Annotated in this window: 3 protein-coding genes; all 3 read left to right on the top strand. The window is 43.5% G+C overall.

What is annotated here, in order from left to right; all coding sequences use genetic code 11:
- Positions 1 to 397: 397 nt before the first annotated feature.
- The 3 genes from AC5JMF_RS31665 (at position 398) to AC5JMF_RS31655 (ending at position 3,483) form a co-directional block, all read left to right on the top strand.
- Positions 398 to 2,293: a transketolase gene (locus AC5JMF_RS31665; RefSeq protein ID WP_495799672.1), complete on the top strand. Its 1,896-nt coding sequence runs from the start codon at positions 398 to 400 to the stop codon at positions 2,291 to 2,293.
- Between the two features lie 130 nt (positions 2,294 to 2,423).
- Complete coding sequence (locus AC5JMF_RS31660) at positions 2,424 to 3,284, top strand: thermonuclease family protein (RefSeq protein WP_495799671.1); 861 nt, start codon at positions 2,424 to 2,426, stop codon at positions 3,282 to 3,284.
- Between the two features lie 76 nt (positions 3,285 to 3,360).
- Entirely contained in the window at positions 3,361 to 3,483 is a 123-nt protein-coding gene (locus AC5JMF_RS31655) for a hypothetical protein (protein ID WP_495799670.1), read from the top strand.
- The last annotated feature ends 139 nt before the right edge of the window (positions 3,484 to 3,622 follow it).

Below are 3,622 nucleotides of genomic sequence, written 5' to 3'. Positions count from 1 at the left end.
AAGCGAAGCTATGCCGCAGGCTTTACGCTACGCTATCGCTGCGAAGCGCGTAATTAAGTTTTGTAATGGGGATTTAGTGCAAAGTCACCAGGGGGTTTCGTCCGATTTGAACTTTGAACGAAATTTTCTCATACCTGGGAAGTAAACGACGGTTACTCCATTAGAAAGAAGTAATTAGCTGTCCGACTTTCTAGAGTAAATCAGACGAAGATTTTAGTGAAATTCATATCCATAGCAATGTGTGCAGAAATTATCAGCTCACTGCTGTGGCTGTCATGGGAACTGGGAACTGGGGACTAGGGACTAGGGACTGAGTAATTATCTTTCTCCCTCATCTCCCTCATCTCCCTCACCTCCCTCATCTCCCTCACTCCCCTTAACCAAAAGAAAAATACCTATGACCACACAGCAGCCACAACACCAATGGACTGAGTTGGCACAACAGCTACGCATAGATAGTATACGTGCTACAACCGTTGCCGGTTCGGGTCATCCCACTTCATCGATGTCCCCTGCTGATTTAATGGCGATTTTAATGTGCAAGTATCTCCGCTATGATTTTGACAATCCCGATAATCCCAATAACGATCGCTTCATTCTCTCTAAAGGACATGCTGCACCGTTGCTCTATGCTATGTATAAGGCTGCGGGCGTCATTACTGATGAGGAATTGCTGTCATTACGACATTTGGGGAGTCGGTTAGAAGGTCATCCAACGCCAATTTTACCTTGGGTTGATGTGGCAACTGGCTCATTAGGACAAGGATTACCTATTGGTGTAGGGGTAGCTTTAGCAGGTAAATATTTAGATCAACTTCCCTATAATGTGTGGGTGCTGTTGGGTGACAGCGAAACAGCAGAAGGTTCGATTTGGGAAGCTTTTGATCATGCTGGACACTATACTTTAGACAATTTGATCGCTATTATTGATGTCAATCGACTGGGGCAGCGGGGTCAAACTGAATTAGGCTGGAATACACATGCTTATGCGGCTCGTGCTAGAGCTTTTGGTTGGCAAGCGATAGAGATTGATGGTCATGACTTGATAGAAATCGATCAAGCCTACAGTGCGGCTTTGAGTATCAACGATCGCCCCACAGTAATTATTGCACGAACAAAAAAGGGTAAAGGTGTAGCTTCTTTGGAAGATTTGGGTGGTTGGCATGGCAAAGCTTTAAAACCGGATGACGAGAAAAAAGCAATTGCCGAGTTAGGAGGTGAACGCCACATTACCATCCAAATTAGTAAACCTGAAGAACAAGAACAACCTGCTGCTACAGGCAAAGCTAAATCGCTGCAACTCCCCACCTATGAGAAGGGTGCAAAGGTGGCAACGCGTCGGGCTTATGGTGACGCCCTCAAAGCCTTGGGAGCCGCTCAACCTCATGTAGTCTGTCTTGATGCTGAAGTCAATAATTCTACTTATGCTGAAGATTTTGCAGAGGCTTATCCTGAGCGCTATTTTGAAATGTACATTGCTGAACAACAAATGGTAGCAGCAGCGGTAGGGTTACAGGTGCGACAATACAAACCCTTTGCATCTACCTTTGCTGCCTTTTTGAGTAGAGCTTATGACTTTGTGCGGATGGCTGCGATCTCTCGTGCCAACATTAAACTAGTTGGTTCACATGCAGGGGTGTCAATTGGTCAGGATGGCCCTTCACAAATGGGGTTGGAAGATATAGCAGCCTTTCGGGCGGTGTGGAATAGTACTGTACTTTATCCCAGCGATGCCAATCAGACTGCTAAACTAGTAGCTCAAATGAGCGATCGCGATGGTGTTGTTTACCTACGTACCACAAGGGAAAGTACGCCCGTAATTTATGGCTCAAATGAAGGATTTATCATCGGTGGTAGTAAGATAGTCCGTAGTTCCCAGAAAGACCAAGCCACTGTGATTGCTGCGGGAATCACTCTGCACGAAGCGATTAAAGCAGGCGATCGCTTGAAAAATGAAGGTATCATAGTACGTATCATCGATGCCTATTCGGTTAAACCTATTGATGTGCAAACACTGCATCAATCTGCACGCGATACCAAAGGTAACTTAGTAGTCGTCGAAGACCATTGGATGGAAGGCGGACTAGGTGCAGCCGTGCAAGATGCTTTTGTTGGTACTAGCAACACCCCTATTTATGATGGCCCCCAACTGCGGCTGATTAAGCTTGCAGTACACAATTTACCAGGCTCCGGTACACCAGAAGAACTTCTTCATGCCGCCCAAATCGACGCCGACGCCATTGTTGAAGCCGTGAAATCGCAAGTCAGACAACCCATAGGTGCGTCGGCTTAATGAAAGAGGGTAGAATGTAGCTTGAAAATATATAGAAAAATTAAAACTCTCGACAAATCAGAGCTTTTTGCAGTCACCATAGTTAACCTACAAATAATTAACCTCAATTAAAGGCGCTGCATAAATGACAATGACTTTAATTCAGGGCAACTTTAAAATTATTAAAGCTGCACCTGATGGTGACTCAATTCGTTTCTATCCCAATAATCCTGAACTGTGGGAGAAGTTACCAACAAGAGTTAGACCTAACCGTGCAGGAGGCGCACAATTACGTTTAGATAGCATTGATAGTTTAGAAACTCACTTCCAAGCTAAGGGTGGTAGTGTAGGGATGCAACATCAACCACTAGAATTTGCTCATGGTGCTGCTAGTGAGTTACTCAAGTTTTTTGGCTTTAAAAAAGTTACCCGTAACGACAATGAAATAGTCACTGCCGCTGAACCGGAAGAAGTACCTGGTTTTATTCTCACGAGATTCGCAGATGCCTACGGTAGAAGTATTGCTTTCGCTTTTAAAGGCAATTCTGAGCAAGAGGATGGTAGCGATATCTATTTTGATAAATCGTTACTTAAAAAAAGTGCCAACTATCATATTTTGAATAAAGGGTTAGCCTATCCTACTTTTTATTCCAAGTTATATCCCGATATTCGCAAAGAGTTAATCAATGTAACTGAGAAAGTTCGCAAGGAAAAGAAAGGTTTATGGGCATCAGATAAAACTAACAAAGGTTTTGTTTTAGAAGAGTTAGAAACTATTACTGAAAACATCGTTATTCTACCCAAATTATTTCGTCGCCTTCTTGGTTATTTGGCAATTAATGATGGTAGTGTGGAGCTAGGCGGATTTTTAAAATATCTCAAATCTCTCGACGATCGCATCATAATTTTGCCGCAAGGACATGTAACTGGATTTTACTTTGTAGTTGAAGTTGATGGTCAGAATCTCAAGTTAACTACTCAACCTGAAGATTTAGTATTCATCGAAAAATAGGGAATAGGGTGCAGGGACAAAGAATTACAGTTAAAATTCCTCGCCCACAAGGGTACGAGGAATTTGGTAATTGGTAATGGGTAATTGGCCAATTACCCATTACCAATTACCTGCACTTCTAGGGGCGGCTTTTCTCCCCACCCACGAGGGGATGGGGAACTTAGATCTTGCACCTGCCCAATCTCCCGCCAGAGAATAAATTCTCGCTCTTATTAGGTCAAGTCCACTTAAGTGGACTAAAATCTATGCTTTTCGTGAGATTTAGTCCTCTTGAGAGGACTTTTGCTAAGCTGTTCCACATATAACTTGCATAATTAGGGCGGGCAAGATGCCCACCC

It is taken from the genome of Desmonostoc vinosum (assembly GCF_059505385.1).
The sequence above is the reverse complement of the archived record's forward strand: the minus strand, read 5'-3'. Positions and strand labels throughout refer to the sequence as shown.

What these genes read in the sequence shown, in the direction of transcription:
- AC5JMF_RS31665 (WP_495799672.1), top strand. Translation starts at nt 398, where the DNA reads ATGACCACACAGCAGCCACAACACCAATGGACTGAGTTGGCACAACAG.
- AC5JMF_RS31660 (WP_495799671.1), top strand. Translation starts at nt 2,424, where the DNA reads ATGACTTTAATTCAGGGCAACTTTAAAATTATTAAAGCTGCACCTGAT.
- AC5JMF_RS31655 (WP_495799670.1), top strand. Translation starts at nt 3,361, where the DNA reads ATGGGTAATTGGCCAATTACCCATTACCAATTACCTGCACTTCTAGGG.